16 protein-coding genes and 1 pseudogene are annotated in these 19,874 nt (G+C 66.2%); 12 read left to right on the top strand and 5 right to left on the bottom strand.

Translation table 11 applies throughout. The annotated features are described in order from the left end of the window. Nucleotides 1-108: 108 nt before the first annotated feature. Nucleotides 109-1,113: a LysR substrate-binding domain-containing protein gene (locus BU28_RS22355; RefSeq protein WP_081791302.1), complete on the bottom strand. Its 1,005-nt coding sequence runs from the start codon at nucleotides 1,111-1,113 to the stop codon at nucleotides 109-111. 123 nt (nucleotides 1,114-1,236) lie between these two features. Between BU28_RS22355 and BU28_RS0107405 the strand changes: the two genes are divergently transcribed. The 11 genes and pseudogenes from BU28_RS0107405 to BU28_RS26770 all read left to right on the top strand — a co-directional run. Further along, nucleotides 1,237-2,346, top strand: a complete 1,110-nt coding sequence (locus BU28_RS0107405; RefSeq protein ID WP_233145038.1) for an alcohol dehydrogenase family protein — start codon at nucleotides 1,237-1,239, stop codon at nucleotides 2,344-2,346. A gap of 65 nt (nucleotides 2,347-2,411) precedes the next feature. Beyond that, the gene (gene dddP / locus BU28_RS0107400; RefSeq protein WP_028718905.1) at nucleotides 2,412-3,761 is read left to right on the top strand and encodes a dimethylsulfonioproprionate lyase DddP; all 1,350 of its coding nucleotides are present in this window, start codon (nucleotides 2,412-2,414) and stop codon (nucleotides 3,759-3,761) included. A gap of 50 nt (nucleotides 3,762-3,811) precedes the next feature. Then, on the top strand, nucleotides 3,812-4,915 hold the full coding sequence (locus BU28_RS0107395) for a mandelate racemase/muconate lactonizing enzyme family protein (RefSeq protein ID WP_028718904.1): 1,104 nt from the start codon (nucleotides 3,812-3,814) through the stop codon (nucleotides 4,913-4,915). Between the two features lie 92 nt (nucleotides 4,916-5,007). Next, nucleotides 5,008-5,913: a DMT family transporter gene (locus tag BU28_RS0107390; RefSeq protein WP_198944983.1), complete on the top strand. Its 906-nt coding sequence runs from the start codon at nucleotides 5,008-5,010 to the stop codon at nucleotides 5,911-5,913. 167 nt (nucleotides 5,914-6,080) lie between these two features. Next, nucleotides 6,081-8,111, top strand: coding sequence for a hydantoinase/oxoprolinase family protein (locus BU28_RS0107385; RefSeq protein WP_036762302.1), 2,031 nt, complete (start codon nucleotides 6,081-6,083; stop codon nucleotides 8,109-8,111). A gap of 14 nt (nucleotides 8,112-8,125) precedes the next feature. Next, entirely contained in the window at nucleotides 8,126-9,886 is a 1,761-nt protein-coding gene (locus BU28_RS0107380) for a hydantoinase B/oxoprolinase family protein (protein ID WP_028718901.1), read from the top strand. A 95-nt stretch (nucleotides 9,887-9,981) separates the two neighbouring features. Next, the gene (locus BU28_RS0107375) at nucleotides 9,982-11,385 is read left to right on the top strand and encodes an NAD(P)/FAD-dependent oxidoreductase (RefSeq protein WP_028718900.1); all 1,404 of its coding nucleotides are present in this window, start codon (nucleotides 9,982-9,984) and stop codon (nucleotides 11,383-11,385) included. Nucleotides 11,386-11,495: 110 nt separating this feature from the next. Next, nucleotides 11,496-13,034: a PucR family transcriptional regulator gene (locus tag BU28_RS22350; protein ID WP_051577989.1), complete on the top strand. Its 1,539-nt coding sequence runs from the start codon at nucleotides 11,496-11,498 to the stop codon at nucleotides 13,032-13,034. Then, nucleotides 13,027-14,469, top strand: a complete 1,443-nt coding sequence (gene gabD, locus BU28_RS0107365) for an NADP-dependent succinate-semialdehyde dehydrogenase (protein WP_028718899.1) — start codon at nucleotides 13,027-13,029, stop codon at nucleotides 14,467-14,469. Before BU28_RS22350 ends, gabD begins: the two co-directional genes overlap by 8 nt. A gap of 398 nt (nucleotides 14,470-14,867) precedes the next feature. Then, entirely contained in the window at nucleotides 14,868-15,125 is a 258-nt protein-coding gene (locus BU28_RS26600) for a glycine betaine ABC transporter substrate-binding protein (protein ID WP_081791301.1), read from the top strand. A gap of 130 nt (nucleotides 15,126-15,255) precedes the next feature. Next, nucleotides 15,256-15,585, top strand: a pseudogene (locus BU28_RS26770) (glycine betaine ABC transporter substrate-binding protein); the annotation flags it as partial. Nucleotides 15,586-16,022: 437 nt separating this feature from the next. Here BU28_RS26770 and BU28_RS24140 read toward each other — a convergent pair. The 4 genes from BU28_RS24140 to BU28_RS0107335 all read right to left on the bottom strand — a co-directional run bounded on the left by BU28_RS24140 (nucleotide 16,023) and on the right by BU28_RS0107335 (nucleotide 18,975). Next, on the bottom strand, nucleotides 16,023-17,234 hold the full coding sequence (locus tag BU28_RS24140) for a CAP domain-containing protein (RefSeq protein ID WP_051577988.1): 1,212 nt from the start codon (nucleotides 17,232-17,234) through the stop codon (nucleotides 16,023-16,025). 22 nt (nucleotides 17,235-17,256) lie between these two features. After that, a complete protein-coding gene (locus BU28_RS24515; RefSeq protein ID WP_233145037.1) occupies nucleotides 17,257-17,640 on the bottom strand; it encodes a M20/M25/M40 family metallo-hydrolase in 384 nt (127 codons plus the stop codon). A gap of 273 nt (nucleotides 17,641-17,913) precedes the next feature. Then, nucleotides 17,914-18,225 (bottom strand): ETC complex I subunit, encoded by a 312-nt coding sequence (locus BU28_RS0107340; protein ID WP_028718895.1) that lies wholly within the window; start codon nucleotides 18,223-18,225, stop codon nucleotides 17,914-17,916. Nucleotides 18,226-18,294: 69 nt separating this feature from the next. Further along, the gene (locus BU28_RS0107335; RefSeq protein WP_028718894.1) at nucleotides 18,295-18,975 is read right to left on the bottom strand and encodes a D-lyxose/D-mannose family sugar isomerase; all 681 of its coding nucleotides are present in this window, start codon (nucleotides 18,973-18,975) and stop codon (nucleotides 18,295-18,297) included. A gap of 95 nt (nucleotides 18,976-19,070) precedes the next feature. On the opposite strand from BU28_RS0107335, the gene BU28_RS0107330 reads away from it, so the two are divergent. Beyond that, the gene (locus tag BU28_RS0107330) at nucleotides 19,071-19,859 is read left to right on the top strand and encodes an SDR family NAD(P)-dependent oxidoreductase (protein WP_028718893.1); all 789 of its coding nucleotides are present in this window, start codon (nucleotides 19,071-19,073) and stop codon (nucleotides 19,857-19,859) included. The last annotated feature ends 15 nt before the right edge of the window (nucleotides 19,860-19,874 follow it).

Raw genomic sequence — 19,874 nt, 5'->3', positions numbered from 1 at the left:
CGTGAGTTCTACGGCCAAACCCCGTTAAAACGGTGAGGATTACCGAAGCAGAGGCAAACTTCTACACGGCTATGGAAACTGAACCCCTGGCCGCGTAACTAACCCAAATCAGCCTCCGGCAAACCCGGCCCGGTTCAGTTGGGCACCCTGATCACGCCCGCCCGTCGCGCGGAAATCACCGCCTTCGACGGATTGCCAAGGGAGAGGCCGCGCCCGTTCCGCTTCCGCCTGCTCATGGACCCACTCCCGGAGCAATTCGGCGGCGGGGGACAGCGCGCGCCCGCGATGCCAGGTCAGATAATAGGTTCCGGGTGCGCGAAAAACCAGTTCGGTCAGACGGACCAGCTCGCCCCGTTCCAGCATGGGCGTGATCATGCGGTGCCAGCCGATCGCCACGCCCTGGTCCGCCGCGGCGGCCTGCATGGCAAGGCTGAATTTTCCCAGGCGGCGGGCGGCGAACGACCGGGACGACACACCGCCCTGCAGCAGCGCCTGCTCCCATGTCACCCAGTCGGGCGCGACCCAGTCGATGTCCAGAAGCGGCATGTCGGGAAGATCGGCCACCGTCGCACCGGCGTGGCGCTTGGCGAATGCCGGACTGCAGACGGGATAGAGCCAGTCGTCGAACAGCGGCTCCATGACGTCGTTGATCCAGCCGCCCATGCCGTGACGAATGCGAAGCTCCACCTCTTCGGGCCGAAAGTACCGGCTGTTCTCGGCGAGTTGATGGTTGATGACGATTTCCGGGTGACGATGCCAGAACTCGGGCATGCGCGGAACCAGCCACATGGTGGCCGTGGTGTCGGTCGTTGCGATCGTGACATTGCGGGACCGATCCCCGCGCTTGATGTCACGCGCGACATCCGCAATGCGGGAAAATCCGGCGGCTACACTCGCGTACAGTTCGGTTCCTGCCTGCGTCGGGCGCACGCCACGCCCCGTCCTGATGAACAGCGGTACGCCAAGCTCGGCCTCCAAGGCCTTGATCTGGCGGCTGATTGCCCCAGAGGTCACGTTCAATTCCGTCGTCGCAAGCTTCAGGCTGCCGTGGCGCATCACCGCCTCGAACGCCTCCAGTCCGGTCAAGGAGGGCAGATCAAAGTAGCGTCTCATGGTCCGTTCATCACGAGTTGCACGGAAGTCAATTCACAGTCGATTATTTAGCGTATTGTCCCGTTTGTGCAATTCATCAATCTGCTCCAGCATCGACCGCCCATCCGGCCTGACAGGAGCACCATGACGCAGACCCCCATGTTCCCGCTGCCCGCAACCATGACCGCGGCCCTTCTGACCGGGCATGGGGGCCTGGAGAAGCTTGAGGTTCGGGACGATGTGCCGGTGCCGACGCCGGGGCCGGGCGAGGTGCTGATCAAGGTCGCGGCGGCAGGTGTCAACAACACGGACATCAACACGCGGATCGGCTGGTATTCCAAGACCGTCAGAACCGAAACCTCGGCCGGAGGCGCGCAGGGGTTCGAAAGTCTGGACGATGACGATGCCAGCTGGTCGGGGACCGCGCTGTCGTTTCCGCGCATTCAGGGCGCCGATTGCTGTGGCCGGATCGTCGCGGTCGGCGACGGCGTAAGCGGCGAACGGATCGGCGAACGTGTCCTGGTGCGCAACATGCTGCGCAGCCATGTGGACTATCGCCCCTGGGAGTGCTGGACGTTCGGGTCCGAATGCGACGGCGGCTTCGCGCAATACGCCAAGGCCCCAGCCCGCGAGACCTACAAGGTGGAATGCGACTGGAGCGATGTCGAGCTCGCCTCGGTCCCCTGCGCCTATTCCACGGCGGAACTGCTGGTTGACCGTGCCCAGGTCCGCAAGGGCGACCATGTGCTTGTCACCGGCGCTTCGGGCGGCGTCGGCTCGGCCGCGATCCAGCTTGCGAAGCGCCGCGGCGCCACCGTCACGGCCATTGCGGGGGCAAGCAAGGCCGAGGCGCTCAGGGCGCTGGGAGCGGATCGCGTGGTGCCGCGCGGGGACAGGCTGGCCGATCATCTCCCCGCCGGTTCGGTGGATGCGGTGCTGGACGTGGTCGCCGGGCCGGGCTTCCCCGACCTGCTGAATGCCCTCAGGCGCGGTGGTCGCTACGCCGTGGCGGGCGCCATCGGCGGCCCGCTGGTCGAACTGGACGTCCGCACGCTCTATCTGAAGGACCTGTCCTTCTTCGGCTGCACCTTCCAGGAGGACGAGATCTTCGAGAATCTCATCGGCCATATCGAACGCGGTGAAATCCGGCCGAACGTCTCCAGCACCTATCCCCTGGCGCGGATCGTGGACGCACAGCAGGAGTTCCTGTCGAAGCGTACCGGCGGCAAGATCGTCCTGACCATCCCGGAATAGCTGCCGACGGCGAAGGACTTCGCCCGGCAGAGAACGCATCCCAACCCAACCTGAGCCACATCACCATGCAGCAGCATTTTCGGGAAAGACGCAAGATCGACCCCGGCAAGATCGATCTTAAGCGCGGCGACACCCTGGCGGACGGTTCGCCGAACAACGCCGACCGCATCGAAATCGGGCCCACGCGCCTGGCCTTCGAGGAATGGGACCGCGCGGGCCTGACCGCCCCGAACCTTGAACGGATGCGCCAGTATCGCTGGGAACGGCTGACCCGGCATGTGGTGGATCGCGACTATGGCGCGGTCCTGATGTTCGATCCGCTGAACATCCGCTATGCGACCGACTCGACCAACATGCAGCTTTGGAACACGCACAACCTGTTCCGCGCCGTGCTGGTCTGCGCCGATGGCTACATGGTCATCTGGGACTATAAAAGCTCGCCCTTCCTCTCGGCCTTCAACCCGCTTGTGCGCGAACAGCGGTCGGGGGCGGACCTGTTCTATTTCGACCGCGGCGACAAGATCGGCCCGGCGGCCGACCGCTTTGCCGCCGAGGTGCGCGCGCTTGTGCGCGAACACGGTGGCGACAACCGGCGCCTGGCCGTGGACAAGGTCATGCTGCACGGGCTGCGCGCCCTTGAGGCACAGGGCTTCGAGGTTGTCGACGGCGAGGAACTGACCGAAAAGGCCCGCGCCATAAAAAGCCCCGATGAGATCCTGGCGATCCGCTGCGCCGTCCACGCCTGCGAGGCCGCCGTGGCCGAGATGGAGGAGGCCGCCCGTGCCGGCGTACCCCAGGGCAACATGTCCGAGGATGACATCTGGGCCTGCCTGCATGCCGGCAACATCCGGCGCGGCGGGGAATGGATCGAGACGCGCCTGCTGACCTCGGGCGTGCGCACGAACCCGTGGTTCCAGGAATGCGGCCCCCGCATCGTCCAGCCAAACGAGATCGTGGCCTTCGACACGGACCTTATCGGGTCATACGGCATGTGCGTCGATATCAGCCGCACCTGGTGGATCGGCGATCGGGCGCCCCGTCCCGACATGATCGACGCCATGAAACTGGCGCGCGCCCATATCGACCACAACATGTCCCTGCTGCGCCCCGGCGTCGCGATCCGGGATGTGGTCATGAATGGCCACAAGCTGCCCGACAACTGCCAGAAGCAGAAATACGGGCTGATGATGCACGGGGTCGGCCTGTGCGACGAATGGCCGATGGTGGCCTATCCCGACCAGTATGTCGAAGGGGCATTCGACTATCCGCTGGAGGCCGGCATGGTGCTCTGTGTCGAGGCACTGATCTCACCCGAGGGAGGGGACTTCTCGATCAAGCTCGAGGACCAGGTGCTGATCACCGAAACAGGCCACGAGAACCTGACCCGCTATCCGTTCGACGAACGCCTGAGCTAGGCGGCGCACAGGCATCTTCGCACCCTGAACGGCATCGCAAGGAACAGTCGATGAAGCTCGTCGCAATCCATGTCTATGACGCCGACCTGCCGGTCGTCGGCACCTACCGCATGTCCTCTGGTCCCATGACGCGGCTGACAAGCGTCATCGTCGAACTGGTCACGGATACGGGCCTGGTCGGCTACGGAGAGGTCTGCCCCCTCGGCCCGGTCTACCAGCCGCAGCATGTGCTGGGTGCGAAAGCCGCGATCGCGGAAATGGCGCCCAAGCTGATCGGCCAGGACCCGACGCTGGTCGTGCAGCTCAATCGTGCGATGAACGCCGCCCTGGACGGCCATCGCTATGCCAAGGCCGCCATCGACATCGCGGCCTGGGATCTGGCCGGCAAGCGTTATGACCGCAGGCTATGCGATCTGCTGGGCGGCGCCGCAGCCGACAGCGTTTCCAGCTATTACGCCGTCGCCGTAGCATCGCCCGACGAGCAGGCCCGCATCGCGGCAGAGCGCCAGCGCGAGGGCTATCGCCGCCTGCAGATCAAGATCGGGGGCCGAGAGGTCGAAGAGGACATCGAGACCCTGCGGCGCGTGGGCGAGGTGCTGCAGCCGGGAACCCGCCTGGCCGCCGACGGCAATCGCGGCATGACCGGGCGCGACACGATCCTGCTGTCGCAGCGCTGCCGGGACATTCCGCTGATCCTTGAACAGCCCTGCGCCACGCTGGACGAGATCGCCAACATCCGGTCCCATCTGTGCCATCCGCTGTATCTGGACGAGGTGACCGAGGACGTGAGCACCGTCGCCCGCGCGATCGGCGAGCGGCTTGCCGACGGCTTCGGCATGAAGATCACCCGGATCGGCGGCATCTCGGCCATGCTGACGGTGCGCGACCTGTGCGAGGCGCGGAACCTGCCCCACACGGTCGATGACAACTGGGGCGGCGACATCATCGCGGCGGCCTGCGTGCATGTCGGCGCGACCGTCGCACCGAAGCTGTTCGAGGGGGCGTGGATTGCCAAGCCCTATATCGCGCACCATTATGATGCGGAATGCGGCCCGCGTGTCGAAGGCGGGCAGATCCGGATTCCCTCCGGCCCGGGCCTGGGCGTGACGCCCGACCTTTCCCATTTCGGCGCGCCCGTCCTGTCGTTCGGATAGGCGCCGGTCTGGATCCATGACAAGGTCCTGGTCGCTTGCGCAGGCGGCCTGGACACCCCTGACGCAAGCACATGTCCAACAAGGAAGCTGCAATGAACCGCCTGCCGCAAGGGGCCCTCGCCATCGTTCCGGCCGTCTTCGCCATGGCACTGACCGATGCGATCATCAAGCAATGGAGCGCGGGCATCTCGCTTTGGCAGATATGGGTACTGAGGTCGCTTGTCGTCCTGCCGATCCTGTGGGTGCTGGCCCGCGGGCGCGTGCGGGTGGCGGGCGCGGGCTGGGTCGCCGTCCGCAGCCTTGCGCTGATCCTGATGTATCTTACGATGTATCCGGCGCTGGCCTTCATCGACATGTCGGTGGCCGGGGCGGCATTCTATACCGCGCCGTTCTTCATCGTCGCGCTGTCGGCCCTGTTTCTGGGACAGAGGATTTCCCTGTCTCAAGGGGTTGCCATCCTGCTGGGCTTTGCCGGCCTGCTGCTGATCGTGCGACCGTTCGGCCTGGCGTTCACCCCGGTCGTCATCCTGCCCGTCGCGGCAGCCTTCTTCTATGCCTGCTCGGCCGTCGTCACGAATGCCCGATGCCTGGCGATGACCCCGGTCGTCATGGGGTTCTGGCTGAACGTCGCGTTTCTCGGCCTTGGCGGGCTGGCGCTTCTTGCGATCCGGGCGGGGTTGTCGCCGGCCGGCATGGACTTTCCATTCCTTCTGGCCGGCTGGCGCCCCATGGCGCTGCAGGACTGGTGCGTGATCGGGGTGCTGGCGCTGTTGATGGTGGGCGTCGCCATCGGCGTGGCGATGGCCTACCAGTCGCCGCAGACGGCGGTCATCGCAACGCTGGAATACTGCTACATGATCTTCGCGATCCTGTGGGGGTTCGTCTTTTTCGGGGACGTGCCCGACCTGTGGACCGTGCTTGGCATGATGCTGATCGCCATCGGCGGCTGCGCAGCTTTGCTCGTCCGGCCTGGCAGGGCCCTTGAAGCGAAGGCCTGAACAATGGCGGTCACAAGGGACGACCCATACAGGACTTCCGGACGCTGATCGGCATCCTGCGAAAGCATGAACAGGTCGTCGCGATTCCTGTTTTCGCATGATTGCCGAAAAGTCTCCGACAAGGACATCCTCGGGCGAGCCTACAACAGCACGCAAGGGAGGACGCCATGTGGAGGGTCGGAATCGACGTCGGCGGGACGTTTACGGACCTGTTTGCCTGGGAGGAGAAAACCGGCAGGCAGGTCACCGCGAAAGTCCTGACGACAAGGCAGGACCGCTCAATCGCCGTTCTGGAATCGATCGAAAAGGCCGGCATTGCCATCTCGGACATTTCCTATCTGATGCACGGCACGACGACGGCGACGAATGCGCTGATCGAACGCAGCTACCCGGATGCCGCGCTGATCACCACCGAGGGTTTCCGCGACACCATCGAGATCGGGCGCCAGCACCGCCAGCATCTCTATGACCCCTATCAGACCAAGCCCAAGCCGATCATCAAGCGCCGCTACCGCTTCACCGTGCCGGAACGCACCAATGTCCACGGCCAGACCGAGCGCCCGCTGGATGTGGAGGCTGCCCGCGCGGTGGCTGAGCGCATCAAGGCCGCCGGCATCCAGTCGGTCGCCATCGGCTTCATCAACTCCTATGCCAGCGGCCGGCACGAGGAGCAGATGCGCGACATCCTGCGCGAGACCTGCCCGGACGTGCATATCGTGCTGTCCTCGGAAACGCGGCCGATCTTTCGCGAACATGGGCGGTTCGTCACCACCGCCGTCCGCGCCGCCTGCATGCCGGTCATGGTCAAGTACATGGACGACCTGGAAAAGCGGCTCGCGGCCAACGGGTTCACCGGCAAGCTGTTGATCCTGAAAAGCAGCGGCGGCGTCATGTCGGCCGAAGCGGCGCGCCAGCACCCCGAGGACATGCTGGAATCCGGCCCCGCCGGCGGCGTCGCCTATGCCGGCTACCTGACCGAGCAGAGCGGCTTCGACCGCATCCTGCACACCGATGTCGGCGGCACCAGCTTCGACGTCTCGATCGTCGAGCATGGCAAGGGCCTGATTACCCGCGACCACCAGCTGGAATGGGAGGTGCCGATCGTCGTGCCGATGCTGGACATCCACAGCGTCGGTTCCGGCGGCGGGTCCATCGGGTGGGTCGATGCCGGTGGCTCGCTGCGCGTCGGACCGAAAAGCGCGGGCTCGGACCCCGGCCCGGTCTGCTATGGCCGCGGCGGCACCCAGCCCACCATCACCGACGCCAACCTGCTGCTGGGCCGGCTGGACCCGACGCTGAACGGCAAGATCGACCTGGACGTCGAGGCCGCCCGCGCGGCGATGGAGCGGCTGGCCGCCGAGATCGGCCTGCCGATGCTGGCGACCGCCGAGGGCATGATCCGCATCGGCTGCGAATACATGGCGCAGGCGGTCAAGAAGGTGCTGGTCGCCCGCGGCCGCGACCCGCGCGATTTCGTTTACGCGAGCTTCGGCGGCGCCGGCGCGCTGGCGGCCTGTTTCGTCGCCCGCTCGATGAACATCCCCAGGGTCATCGTGCCGCCGCATGCCGGCGTCGCCTCGGCCTTCGGCGCGACGGTCATGGACCTGCGCCAGGACATCGAGCAGTTCTATTACGCCCCGGTCAGGGAGGCCGATCTGGACCGCGTGAACGCGATCCTGGACGACCTGGAATCCCGCGCCCGCAAGGAACTGGTCCAGCAGGGATTTGCCGATGCCGAGGGGATCGAGATCATCCGCAGCGCCCAGATGCGCTATGTCGGCCAGTCCTACGAGGTCGACACGCCGCTGCCCAGGGGCGTCCTGACCGCCGCCGATCTGCCCGGCATCGAGGATGAATTCCACAATGTCCACCGCCAGGAATTCGGCGTCAGCTCGGACGACTTCGCGCCGGCCTTCGTCTCGTTCAGCGTGACCGCCATCGGCCGCATGGACGATCCGCCGCCGGTCGAGCTGCATTATTCCGAAGACGACCGGGCCGCGCTGAAGGGCCGGCGCGAGGTCTATTTCGACGGCGAATGGACGCCCTGCGACGTCTACGAAGGCGAGGCGCTGACCACGCATCACCGCATCACCGGTCCGGCGATCATCGAATACGACCACGCCTGCACCGTGCTGCCACCGAGGACGCAGGCCCATGTCAACGCGATGGGCGCGCTGATCATCGACATCGAAATCTGAGGGAGGGGAAAGACATGAGCCAACACAGCGATATCGACATCGACCCGATCACCTTCGAGGTCATGCGCAGCATCTTCGAATTCGCCTCGGACCGGATGGCCACGGTGCTGCAACGGTCGTCCTTTTCGCCGATCCTGGCGGACATGCTGGACTTTTCGAACGCGATCTATGACGCTGACCTACAACTGCTCAGCCAGGCGGCGAACTGCCCGGTGCACCTGGCCGCGATGAAGTTCTCGGCCGAGGAGGCAGTCAAGGGTGTCGGGCCGCAGAACGTGCACGAAGGCGACGTGCTGGTGCTGAACGACCCCTATCGGGGCGGCACGCATATCAACGACATCACCTTCACCAAGCCGATCTTCTACAAGGGCGCGCTGATCGGCTATGGCGTCAGCCGCGGCCACTGGATGGACCTGGGCGGCGGCGGTGCCGGCGGGCAGGCGTTTTCCACCCATATCGCCGCCGAGGGGCTGCGGCTGCCACCGCTGAAGATCTATTCCGGCGGCAAGCTGAACGAGGACCTGCTGGCGATCATCCTGAACAACTCGCGCACGCCGCATTTCATCAAGGGCGACGTGCAGGCCCATCTGGGCGCCCTGCTGGCGGCCGAGCAGGAAATGCAGCGCGCCTGCGACCGCTACGGCGTCGATACCGTCCGCGCGGCGATGAAGAAGATCCAGGCCTATACCGAAAAGATGGTGCGCGAGAGCATCCGCACCATCCCGAACGGCATCTACGAGGCCGAGGATTACGCCGACACCGACGGCATCAGCCAGAACCGGGTCAAGGTCCGGGTCAAGCTGGAAATCCTGGACGACGCGATCAAGGTCGATTTCACCGGCACCGACCCGATGTGCCAGGGCGCGATCAACTCGCCCAAGGCCAATACCATGTCGGCGGCGCTCTATTCGCTGCAATTCTTCCTGGCGCCGGATGCGCCGCAGAACCAGGGCCTGTTCAACCCCATCGAGGTGGTCCTGCCCGAAGGCTGCTGGCTGAACGCGACATGGCCCGCGCCGACCATCGGCTGCACCACGCTGACGGCATCGAAGATCACCAGCGCGATCTGGCAGGCGCTGGCCAAGGCGATCCCCGAACGGGTGACGGGCTCGACCTGCGCCGATGCGAACTGGTTCGTCGCCAGCTGCGTCGACGACCAGGGCCGGGCGGACGTGTTTTCCGACCTGCCGGCCGGCGGCTGGGGCGGCACGCCCTATTCCGACGGCATGAACGTGACCATGGACCCCCTGGGCAACTGCATGAACATGGCGGCCGAAACCGCCGAGCTGTTCTTTCCCATCGCCTATGAAGCCTTCGAACTGCGCCAGGACTCCGCCGGCGCGGGGCAGTATCGCGGCGGCTTGGGCTCGGTCTTCAAGGTGCGCTTCTTCGGCGGCGGCGAGTTGGGGATGGAGACCTCGCGAACGCTGTCGGGCAGCCCCGGCGCGGCGGGAGGCCTGGAAAGCGCGGTGCAGCGGTCCAGCCATATCGGCGCCGACGGCAGCCTGCGGGTGATCGGCGGCACCGGCGCCGACGGCACCTGGCACAACCCCTTGCTTGCGTCCCACAAGTTCGGCCCGAACGAGACCTTCATGTTCGAAAGCACCGGCGGCGGCGGCTGGGGCAACCCGCACAAGCGCAAGGTCGAGGACGTGCTGGAAGACGTGCTCGACGAATACATCAGCATCGATGCGGCGAAGGCGCTTTACGGCGTGGTCATCGACCCCGCGACGCTGACCGTGGACCAGCAGGCCACCGCCGCGCTGCGGGGCTGACCCCGACCCCTCCTTGCAATCCCGGCGGCGCGGGCGTTCCCCCGCGCCGCCAGCAGAAGCCTTTTGCCCGCGGGCAAGGGACAGGGAAGAGACCTATGAAACTTCGCATCTCGAAACCTCTGAAGCGCAGCTATTGGCAGGACTCCGTCCCGGCGGGTGTGCCTTGCACACCGCTTGCGGGCGAGGCGCGCGCCGATGTGGCGATCATCGGCGGCGGCTTTGTCGGGCTGTGGACCGCGCTGGCGATCAGACAAAACGAACCCGACTGCCGCGTCGTGGTGCTGGAACAGGATATCTGCGGGGGCGGGGCCTCGGGCAGGAATGGCGGCTTTGTCATGTCCTGGTGGCCCAAGATCGCATCCTTGCGGGCGTTCTGCAGCGCGGACCAGGCGCTTTTCCTGGGCCGCGCCGCCGAAAGCGCGATTTCCGAGATCGGCGAATTCTGCCGCGAAAACGCCATAGACGCGCATTTCGTGCAGAAAGGCTGGCTGTGGACCGCGACCACACCGGCACATGTGGACAGCTGGGACGGCACGCTGAAGGCCTGCGCGGCCCTGGGCGTCACCCCGTTCCAGCGCGTCGAGGCCGAGGCGCTGCGCCGCCGCACCGGTTCGCCCACCCATCTGGCCGGCGTGTTCGAGGCGTCGAACGCCACCGTGCAGCCCTTTGCGCTGGTGCAGGGGATGCGCCGCGTCGCCTTGCAGGCGGGTGTCGCGATCCACGAAGACACCGCCGTCCGGCGCATTCTGCCCGGCGCTCCGGTTCGGCTGGAAACGGCGGGCGGCACGGTCTTGGCCGACCGGGTGGTTCTGGCGACCAATGCCTGGGCGGCGGCGATCCCCGAACTGGCCCGGCTGTTCACGCCGGTCAACAGCTCGATCGTGGTGACGCGGCCCTTGGGCGCGCAGCTCGACCGGATCGGCTGGACCGGCGGCGAATCCATCACCGACTCGCAGCTTCTGGTCGATTACTATCGCACCACGCGCGAAGGGCGCATCGCCTTTGGCAAGGGGACCGGGGCGCTGTCCTGGGGCTCGGCCATTGACGGGCGGTTCAGCGAGGATGCCGACAGCATCGCCCTGACCCGCGCCGACCTGCTGGCGACCTATCCGATGCTGGACCAGGGCGCGATCAGCCATGGCTGGTCAGGTCCGATCGACCGCACCTATGACAGCCTGCCGGTCCTGGGCCATCTCAAGCACCACCCGAACATCCTTTACGGCATCGGCTGGAGCGGCAATGGCGTCGGCCCCAGCCGCCTGGGCGGGCGCATCCTGGCCAGCCTTGCGCTGGGTCGCGACGACGAATGGGCGCGCAGCCCGCTGGTCGGGCGCCGCTGCAAGGCCTTCCCGCCCGAGCCCTTCCGCTATCTTGGCGGCCGCATGGTGCGCCAGGCGGTGATCCGCAAGGAACGGGCCGAGTTGCGCGGCCGGGCCCCGGCCATGCTGGACCGGCTTCTGGCCCGCCTTGCCCCTGCCGGACTTGAAGACAAGCCGTAAGGGAGCTTCCGATGAACCCGACCCTGATCCTGCGCTGACCCACGCGGTCCTGTCCTTTTGCAGGCGCGGCCCTACACTCCGGTTGTTCCCGCCCACAGACGAGCCGCGCAATGACCCTCAGCATCATGGATATCATCAACATGCCCGAACTTGGCACCCGGCTGCTGAGCGGCGCCGCAGGGGCCGGCCGCCCGGTCCGCTGGGCCCATGTCTGTGAACTGGCCGACCCGACCGAATGGCTGGGCGAGGGCGACCTGCTGATGACCACCGGCCTTGGCATCCCGCGCGACGGCCAGGCGCAGCGCGACTATGCCCGCGCGCTGGCGCAGGCCGGGTTGGCGGGCATGATGATCGGCGAGAACATGCAGGCCCCGGCCGACCTGCACGCCCTGCAGGACACCGCCGAGGATCTGGGCTTTCCCGTGCTGATGACGGAATACGGCGTGCCCTTTGCCAGCGTTACCCGCGCCGTCATCGACGCGCAGCGCGCCGAGGAATTCGAACGCAGGAACGCCATCACCCGCATCTATGCCAGCGCGCGGCTTGCCATCGAGGGCATGGGCCTGGACGCGCTGCTGGCACGGCTGTCGGCGGATGTCCGTGCCGACCTGATCCTGTGGGACCCGCAGGCGCAGCAGGTCTGGCTGCCGCGCGACTGCGACCTGCCGACGCAGCTGCACGACATGCTGCGCCAGCAAAAGCCCGATGCCGGCAAGGCCCAGCCTCTGGTGCGTCGCTTTGCGCTGGAGGATGGCGAGATGCTGGGCGTGCTGATCCCGTCGCGTCGGCGCTGCGTGCTGCTGGCGCACCGGCGCGGCCGCGACCTGCTGGACTACAGCCTGCTGAACCATATCTCGGCGGTGCTCGGCATCGCCATGGAACGCCGGCATGTCGAACATGAACGCGCGATCCGCCTTGGGTCGGAACTGCTCGAGGATCTGTTGAACCAACGCCTGACCCGGCAGCAGGCGGGCAAGCAGCTGGCGCAATTCGGAATGCGGCTGGACGGCGCCCATATGGCAGTCGCCCGACGCGGCGGGCTCTCTCTGCCCGAGGGGGCGGTGCTGTTCGAACGCTGGGATCGCCCCTTGCTGCTGTCGCCGCAGGGCACGGAGTTGTTCCTGCTGCTGCCCGCGGGCAGCGCCGAGGGCGTGCAGGCGATCCTGGGCGCCGACATGGGGCTGAGCGCCCCGGTCGGCTATTTCGAGCGGCTGGCGGAATCGCTGCGCGAGGCACGGCTGGCCGTCACCCATGCCGATGCCGGCCAGCCGCTGGTCGCCTATGCCGACGTGGCCGACAATCTGCCCTGGCTGCCGCAGAACCTTGATGAGGCGCGCGAGACCTTTCGCCGCGTCCTCGGCCCCCTGGCCGAACATGACGAGGAATCCCGCGCCGCCCTGCTGCATACGCTCAAGGTGTTTCTGGAACAGAACCGGTCGTGGAAAGAGGCGGCGGCGCGGCTCAACATCCACAAGGCCAGCCTGACCTATCGCATCCGCCGAATCGAGGCGCTGACCGGACGCTCGCTGTCCAGCACGGCGGATGTGGCGGCGCTGTGGCTGGCGCTTCAGGCCGCCGAGATCCTGGGACTGCCGCAGGTCGCGGGCAGAAAACCCGACGCCAAGAAAAGGATATCCCCGCATGACTGATCCCGCCCTCTTGCGCCGGCAGGCCTATGTCGATGGCAGCTGGACTGATGCCGACAGCGGCGAGGTCCAGAACATCCGCAACCCCGCGAATGGCCGACCCGTCGGCACGGTGCCCGTCATGGGCGCGGCGGAAACCCGGCGGGCGATTGCCGCGGCCGAGCGCGCGCTTGGCCCCTGGCGGGCGCTTGCGGCCAAGGACCGCGCCGCGCGGCTGCGCCGCTGGTTCGAACTGATGATCGCGCATCGGGACGACCTGGCGCATCTGATGGTGCTGGAACAGGGCAAGCCGCTGGCCGAGGCACGGGGCGAGATCGTCTATGCCGCGAGCTTTGTCGAATGGTTCGCGGAAGAGGCCAAGCGGGCGTACGGCGACATCATCCCCGCGCCGCAGGCCGACCGGCGCATCCTGGTGCTGAAGCAGCCCATCGGCGTTACCGCCGCGATCACGCCGTGGAACTTCCCTGCGGCCATGGTGACGCGCAAGGCGGCGCCGGCGCTGGCGGCGGGCTGCACCATGGTCCTGAAGCCCGCGCCGCAGACGCCTTTTTCCGCGCTGGCGCTTGCCGACCTGGCCGAGCGCGCCGGCATCCCGGCGGGCGTCCTCAACGTCGTCACCGGCGCGGCGGTCGAGATCGGCGGCGAGCTGACCGGCAATCCCGCCGTGCGCAAGCTGAGCTTCACCGGCTCGACCGACGTGGGCCGGCTGCTGATGGCGCAATGCGCGCATGACATCAAGAAACTGTCGCTGGAGCTTGGTGGCAACGCGCCCTTCATCGTCTTCGAGGATGCCGACCTGGACGCCGCGGTCGAGGGCGCGCTGATAGCGAAATACCGCAACAACGGCCAGACCTGCGTCTGCGCCAATCGGTTTTACGTCCATGAGCGGGTTTACGACGCTTTCGCGGAAAAGCTGGTGGCGGCGGTGGCGAGGCTCCGGGTCGGCGACGGGCTGCAGGATGGCGTGACGATAGGCCCGCTGATCGATGCCGGTGCGGTCCGGAAAATCCAGTCGCACATCGACGACGCCGTGGCCAAGGGCGCCCGGGTCCTTGCCGGCGGCAGGCCCCACGATCTGGGCGGCACCTTCTTTCAGCCGACCATCCTGACCGAGGTTCCGCCGGATGCCCTGGTCGCGCGCGAGGAGACCTTTGGCCCCCTGGCACCGCTGCTGCGTTTCTCTGACGAGGCCGAGGCGATCGGCCATGCCAATGACACCGAATTCGGGCTGGCCGCCTATTTCTACACCCGTGACCTGGGCCGGATCTTTCGCGTGGCGGAGGCGCTGGAATACGGCATGGTCGGGGTCAATTCGGGCGCCATCTCGAACGAGGTCGCCCCCTTCGGCGGGGTGAAGGCCTCGGGCCTGGGGCGCGAGGGATCGAAATACGGGTTGGAGGAGTATATGGAGATCAAGTATCTCAACCTGGCATTGTGATCTCCGCGCGGCGTGTGGGAGAGCGGCCTATCCGCCCAACCAGATCCGGTCGTAGGCCAGCCCCGCCTGCGAATTTCCGGGATGGCTGCCGTGGCGCGCGAAATACTTCTGCCTGAGGGGCAATCCGATCATGTCGGTGTAAAGGCGTTGGTCGTGGCCAGATCACCCCCTCGCTCAGCGGCGGCGGGCTGGCTCATACGCCCCTGGTGTGGCGATCATCCTTGCGATGTCGATTCATGAGACGAGATTGACGATTTTCGTAGTGCATCCGGCTGCAAGAAAAGCGAGATTCGCAGGACAAGCGAAGGCTTGCGATGCCAGAACATGCCCCTCCGACACGACCGACAGCCCCCGGCGCCGCCTTCCAATCGATGCATTCCGGTGCTTGACGGGATTAGGTGATAAATCAGAACAGGAAGTTGAAATGCGCAGATTTCCTTCTGCCATCGTCGCGGCAATGCTGTCCACCGTCGCCCGTCGGCGCAGATGCTGGACCGATCAAGCTGGGATCAAAGGCGTTCACCGAGAACATTCTGGTTGCCGAGATCACCAAGCAGTATCTGGAGGCGAAGGGATTTGAGGCCGATCTTCGTTCTGGCCTTGGCAGCACCGTCATCCGTGAGGCGATCGTGTCGCGACAGATCGATCTTTACTGAAAATATACCGGGCCGGACCTTGTGAACTATCACGAGACGCCAGCGTGCCACGGGATGAGATGCGAAGCTGAGTGAACTTGATGCGGCCAACACCTCGCATGGTTGGACAGTTCAGCGGTGAACGACACCTATGTGCCGCGAAACGGCCCAAAGGCTCGGCCTGCGCACCACCAGCGATCTGGCTGCGGCAATCAACGCGGGCATGGACATCACCTTGGGCTGCAATGCCGAATTCTACGGACGCAAGGACGGGTTGATGCCGATGCAGGATGCATATGGCCGCAAGTTCCCGCGCAGGACCATTGCCCGCATGGGTTCGGGGCTGATCTATCAGGCGCTGCGCGACGGACAGGTCGAGGTGGGGCTGGTCTTTTTCATCGATGGCCGCATTCCGGCTTTCGACTTCGTGCTGCTTGAGGATGACAGGACCTGTCATATCCCGCAGGTAATGGCCTCGGTTGCGACCGAAGAGGTGCTGGCCGCCCATCCCGAACTTGAGGCCCTTCTCAAGGACATCTCGGGCCGGACCTTCGTCAGCCTCGGGCAGCCGCGTGCCGCCGCACAGGATCATGGCATCGGTCCTGGAGATCACATCCTCGATGCGTTCGGCGGCAAGCGGCAGGCCGTTCGATGCGATGGACGCTCTGCCGTCGATGCTGCTGGTGCTCCATTCAAAGGCGGGTCTGCCGAGCAAGCGATTTGCGACCCGGATCGGCTCGATTTCCGAACTCGGGCTCATCATCGAAAAGTTCGGCGCGAGCAGGAACGTGAAGCGCAACGGCTCGTGTCGGGGATTGGTCAGAAACGTGCCGCGCGCCCTGGTCCGGTGCGGCCGAGGGCAGTAGAAACATCCAGGTTCGGTCCTCCAGCCCCCGGCCAGGCTCTGGCGGTCGCGCCTCAGATCGAGAAGATGTCGTCTGCCACTCCCGCCACTGTCAGGTTCGGCCCGTTGACGACGATGCGCCCGGCGTTGCCAAAGTCAAGGACCACCCCTGTGGCGGTTTTTGACATGTGGTCCCGGATGAATGCAGCAGGGTTGTCATCCAGCAGCGCATCGCCGATCAGCAGGCGGTCGACACCGCGCTGATAGCCGCTGATCGTGTCGGCGCCTTGGCCCGCGCGAAAGATGAACACGTCCGCCCCCGGCCCTCCGATCAGCATGTCGTTACCCGGCCCGCCCTGCAGGGTGTCATTGTCGTCACCGCCATAAAGCGTGTCACGCCCTTCATTGCCGATCAGCCAGTCGTTTCCGGCGTGGCCCGCCATAAGGTCCTCGCCCGCACCGCCCCGCAGTTGGTCGTTCCCGTCGTTTCCGCCCAGGTTGTCATTGCCATAATCGCCCTGCAGCGTGTCTTTCCCGGCGCCGCCCTGAAGGGTGTCAAAGCCCAGCCCGCCGATCAGGCGGTCATTTCCCGCCCCGCCTGCCAGGCGATCATTTCCCGCCCCTCCATCTATCCAGTCATTGCCCGCGGCCGCCCAGGCCACGTCATTGCGCGCGGTCAGGCGATAGTCGTCGTTCCGGACCGTCGCCTGCGATGGGCCAGGGGTTACAAAGACATTGCCGTCAAAGCCCTGCAACCATTGCGCCCGGGTGGACATGGTCAGGCTGGAACCGGGGTCCGGAACCTTGGTGAAGGTTCCGGTATCGACGCGCAGCTGGCCATCGGTGTCACCGAAATTCTGCGTCGCCATCAGGACCCGATGGTTCTGGCCGTTGACACGAAGATAGCCAACTTCAAGACCGATGCCGATATAGGCGCTGTCGCCCAAGATATTGGCATAGTGGCCGGGGCTTTCCAGCAACATCCGGTGCAGGGCCCGGATCTCGTCCTTCAGGTCACCCTCGCCCGAGATGCCGACATAGGCGATGTTTTCGGCGGTGTGCCAGTCGCCGACCAGCGGAAAGCCCGCCGCCTCGATCCGCTCGCGCGAGGATGAGCCACCCTGGCCGGTATGCGAGAAGACGTCGGCCTGCAGCATCCAGCGGCTGTGGCCCTCGGACGAGTCGTTCAGCCTTTTGTCGATGCGCAAAGCCGAGTGCCCCTCGGCCTGACGGGCCTGGTTCACCAGACCGACGAAATAGCGTTCATATGCAGATGCAAAGGACATTGGATCCGCCTCCCGCGGAAGCTCATGAAAGTCGCAAGCAACCTGTCGTGCAATCGTTCATCTCACATGGTTCGCGACCCTGACGATCTGAACCTGAGGTTGTAACTCGCGGTATCCGGAAAAGTGCCAGGAGTGCGGATGATGGCGGTGAAGCGATGCAGGGTAGGCGACGGATACCCCGGCGCGGCATGGCGACGGCCTCCTTGCGGGCCTCGGCCATGCGGCGATCACAGCCCAGCACCACGTTCAGCAGCACCTGCGTCCCGGCGGCACATTCCTTGGGCCTGGTCGATTCCGCGGGGTTGTGGGACAGCCCATCCTTGCAGGGCACGAAGATCATCGTCGTCGGCGCCACGGCCGCCGCATGGGCCGCATCATGGCCGGCGCCCGAGACGAGGTCACGCATCTAAAGCCCCATCGTCGCTCCCGCCCTGACCGAGGCGATGCATCCGGCGTCGAACACCACCGGCGCGGTGTGCAAGCCAGACCGCTGCGGCGACGTTCTGCACCAGCGCCCCGACCTCGGCCTGCATCCGCTCCAGCACCGCGTCCAAGGGGTGGGGCAGGTCGATGGTCGCCCGTACCTCGCCGGGGATGACGTTGTGCGAATTCTGGCTAACAACGCGACAAGCCCGCGCCCGATCCCGGGCCGCTGGGCCCAGCCTTGGACCTGCGCCTGTTAGTGCGTCCAGGGCGCGCGGCGGTCGGGGGCGAAGTTTTCGCCGTAGCCGCGGGGACGGACGTTCGGGGCGCGAGAGTGGGGCTCGATCACCTCGAACTCCAGGCCCTTCTCGCGGGCATAGTCCTCGGCCTGCTTGCGCGTCTCGAACCGCAGGCGGACCTGGCTTTGTGTGTCGTCGCTGCTGGTCCAGCCCATCAGCGGGTCGATCTCGCGCGAATCGTCTGCCGGAAATTCAAGCACCCAAAGCTTGGTGCGGGCGATGCCGGATTGCATCGCGTTGCGCGCAGGCTTGTAGATACGGACTCGCATGGCGGGAACCTCTGTTCTTGCTTGCGGGCGTTATCCAACAAGACCGCCAGTCGCGCAAGGCGGAACCCGTCAGAATCCCCCATAGTCCGACACCAGCAGCCGCCAGGGCGCCTCGTCCTCGTCGATGCGGGCGAAGCGGCCGACAGGGGCCTCGAAGACATTGTCGGTCATATCGTCGTTCACGGTCGAGACCTCGCCCACCAGCGCGTCGCCCGCCTCGGCCCAGAAGCTGTGCCAGACGCCGGGCAGCAGGGTGACGCTTTCGCCGGGCTTCAGCCGCAGGTGCTGGTCGGGCCCGATCTGCCGGGGCAGGCCGTCGCAGGCCACCGTCACGGGCCGGTCGCGGCAGACCGTGCCGTCGGCTTGCGCGCCGTGGACCTTCAGCACCAGATCGCCGCCGCCGCGGTTGATGATGTCCTCGGCCTTGACGATGTGGCGGTGCATGGGGGTCACCTGGCCGTCGCGCACCCACATGATCTTTTCGGCATAGCACATGCCGCGCCCGGCCTGCAGGTCGGCCGCGGACCCATTGCGCGCCGTGAACAGGAAAAGCCCGGTGCGCGCATAGTGGCCCTGTCCGAAATCGGTCAGGTCCCAGCCCAGACCGGCCGACAGGATGGCTTGCGCCTGATCGGCGCGTGCGCGGAACTGGTCGGGCGTCCAGTCGGCAAAGGGCGGCAGATGCCAGCCGAAGGACTGGATGAAGGCCTGGCCCTGGCGAAGGATATCATTGACTTCCGAGCGTTTCATGAAGTGCTTTCCATGGCTTTGGATGGTGTCGGCCGCCCCCTTCAATTCCCGCGCGAAACCGATAGGATTGCCGGGCAGGACAGGGAGACGGGCGGATGGCAGAGCGTGAATTTGCGGGCAAGGTCGCGCTGGTGACGGGGACCACGGGGATCGGGCGGGCCAGCGCGATCCGGCTGGCGCAGGGCGGGGCCGAAGTGCTGGCCGGCGGCATCGACATCGCCGCCAACCAGGAGCTTGCGGCCATGGCGGTCGCGCGGGGCCTGTCGATCACGGCGCTGGCGTTGGACGTGGCCGACGACACCTCGGTCGAGGCTGCGGTGGCCGAGGCGGTCGATCTGTTCGGCGGGCTCGACATCATCGTGAACGCCGCCGCCGTCCATCCCTATGGCACGGCGCTGGACACGGACTGGGACGATTTCACGCGCTGCATGGCGGTCAACGTGGGTGGCATCGTGCTGACCGGCCGCTTCGGCATCCCGGAAATGGCGCGGCGGGGCGGCGGCGCCATCGTCAACCTGTCCTCGGCCCAGGGTCACGCCTGCCAGCAGGGCGTCGCGGCCTATGTCGCAAGCAAGGGGGCGATCCATGCGCTGACCCGCGCGATGGCGCTGGACCATGCGGCGGCCGGGGTGCGGGTGAACTCGGTCTCGCCCGGGTCGGTCCGCACGCCGATCCTGGAGTTGGCGGCGCGCAAGCTGGGCGCCGAACTGCCGCAGGACGAGGTCTTTGCCCGCTTCGGCGCGGCCCATCCCCTGGGACGGATCGGCGAGCCCGAGGAGGTGGCCGAACTGGTGGCCTTCCTGTGCTCGGACCGCGCGGGCTTCATCACCGGCGCCGACTATGGCATCGACGGCGGGCTGACCGCCGGGCTGGCGGTCAAGTAGCAGGGCGCAAGACGC

The sequence above is a fragment of the Paracoccus yeei ATCC BAA-599 genome (genome assembly GCF_000622145.1).
In the GTDB taxonomy this organism is placed as follows: Bacteria; Pseudomonadota; Alphaproteobacteria; order Rhodobacterales; family Rhodobacteraceae; genus Paracoccus; species Paracoccus yeei.
The sequence above is the reverse complement of the archived record's forward strand: the minus strand, read 5'-3'. Positions and strand labels throughout refer to the sequence as shown.

Coding starts and splice junctions, on each gene's coding strand:
- BU28_RS0107340 (WP_028718895.1), bottom strand. CDS start 18,225: ATGCGAGTCCGTATCTACAAGCCTGCGCGCAACGCGATGCAATCCGGC.
- BU28_RS24515 (WP_233145037.1), bottom strand. CDS start 17,640: ATGCGTGACCTCGTCTCGGGCGCCGGCCATGATGCGGCCCATGCGGCG.
- dddP (WP_028718905.1), top strand. CDS start 2,412: ATGCAGCAGCATTTTCGGGAAAGACGCAAGATCGACCCCGGCAAGATC.
- BU28_RS0107330 (WP_028718893.1), top strand. CDS start 19,071: ATGGCAGAGCGTGAATTTGCGGGCAAGGTCGCGCTGGTGACGGGGACC.
- BU28_RS22350 (WP_051577989.1), top strand. CDS start 11,496: ATGACCCTCAGCATCATGGATATCATCAACATGCCCGAACTTGGCACC.
- BU28_RS0107385 (WP_036762302.1), top strand. CDS start 6,081: ATGTGGAGGGTCGGAATCGACGTCGGCGGGACGTTTACGGACCTGTTT.
- gabD (WP_028718899.1), top strand. CDS start 13,027: ATGACTGATCCCGCCCTCTTGCGCCGGCAGGCCTATGTCGATGGCAGC.
- BU28_RS0107390 (WP_198944983.1), top strand. CDS start 5,008: ATGAACCGCCTGCCGCAAGGGGCCCTCGCCATCGTTCCGGCCGTCTTC.
- BU28_RS24140 (WP_051577988.1), bottom strand. CDS start 17,234: ATGTCCTTTGCATCTGCATATGAACGCTATTTCGTCGGTCTGGTGAAC.
- BU28_RS0107395 (WP_028718904.1), top strand. CDS start 3,812: ATGAAGCTCGTCGCAATCCATGTCTATGACGCCGACCTGCCGGTCGTC.
- BU28_RS0107375 (WP_028718900.1), top strand. CDS start 9,982: ATGAAACTTCGCATCTCGAAACCTCTGAAGCGCAGCTATTGGCAGGAC.
- BU28_RS22355 (WP_081791302.1), bottom strand. CDS start 1,113: ATGAGACGCTACTTTGATCTGCCCTCCTTGACCGGACTGGAGGCGTTC.
- BU28_RS0107380 (WP_028718901.1), top strand. CDS start 8,126: ATGAGCCAACACAGCGATATCGACATCGACCCGATCACCTTCGAGGTC.
- BU28_RS0107405 (WP_233145038.1), top strand. CDS start 1,237: ATGACGCAGACCCCCATGTTCCCGCTGCCCGCAACCATGACCGCGGCC.
- BU28_RS0107335 (WP_028718894.1), bottom strand. CDS start 18,975: ATGAAACGCTCGGAAGTCAATGATATCCTTCGCCAGGGCCAGGCCTTC.